This is a genomic window from Oleiphilus sp. HI0117 (genome assembly GCF_001635235.1).
The window spans coordinates 1-897 of the sequence record NZ_LWGA01000229.1 but is presented as its reverse complement, the minus strand read 5'-3'; the positions used below and the strand labels follow the sequence as shown (position 1 = coordinate 897).

Annotated in this window: 1 protein-coding gene; it reads right to left on the bottom strand. The window is 44.5% G+C overall.

Annotation, left to right across the window (positions count from 1 at the left end; genetic code table 11):
- Nucleotides 1-737: enoyl-CoA hydratase-related protein (locus A3757_RS02860; RefSeq protein ID WP_197469687.1), on the bottom strand; the 737-nt coding region annotated here is incomplete at its 3' end.
- Nucleotides 738-897: the final 160 nt, after the last annotated feature.

Here is an 897-nt window from a genome sequence, read left to right as displayed (position 1 = left end):
CCAGCTTGACCAGCAACGAAACCTTTAGCAGTTTCGAAAGTCATCATGCTTTCCATTGGGTTCAGCTTAAGCTTAGAAGTCTTCTCTTCACGACGAGCTTTATAGTCTAGCTTGCCAGCAACTGCTTGCTTAACAAGATCGATTGCTGCAGCTTCTAGCTTATCAGCATCAACAACCGCATCTACTGCACCAAACTTAAGTGCATCAGGTGCTTTGTATTCTTTCGTGCCTGCGATCCATTCGATTGCATTATCTGCACCGATTAGACGTGGTAGACGTACCGTACCACCAAAACCTGGGAAGATACCCAGCTTAACTTCAGGTAGACCGACTTTAGCCGTTGGCGACATAACACGATAGTCCGTAGACAGACACATCTCGAAACCGCCACCCAACGCAATACCGTTGATAGCAGTTACAGATGGAAACGGAAGATCTTCAATTGCACTAAATACAGCGTTGGCCTGCAAGTTGTTTGCGATAAGCTCTTCTTCAGAACCAGCAAACAAGTCAGTAAATTCTGTGATATCTGCGCCAACGATAAAGCAATCTTTTGAACTTGTAACAATCAAGCCCTTAATGCCGTTTGCGTTCTTTAAGCTTTCCGCTGCTGCGCCAAGCTCTTCAATAGTAAGTCGGTTAAACTTATTGACTGACTCGCCCTCTAAATCGAAATTTAGCTGTGCGATTCCGCCTTCAATCTCTTTAACCGTGATGGCTTTACCTTCGTAAATCATCAACTGTTCTCCAAGTTAATTATCCGTGCTGGTCTACCTACGTCCTCTGAAAGGTCGAGGCTCCAACAAAGTTTTTTTGGGCCCGCATATTTCGCGGGAATTTTCGAAATTCATACGCTCGTTTGAATTGCGTGTGCGAACCATGTAAAAAAATCCATCA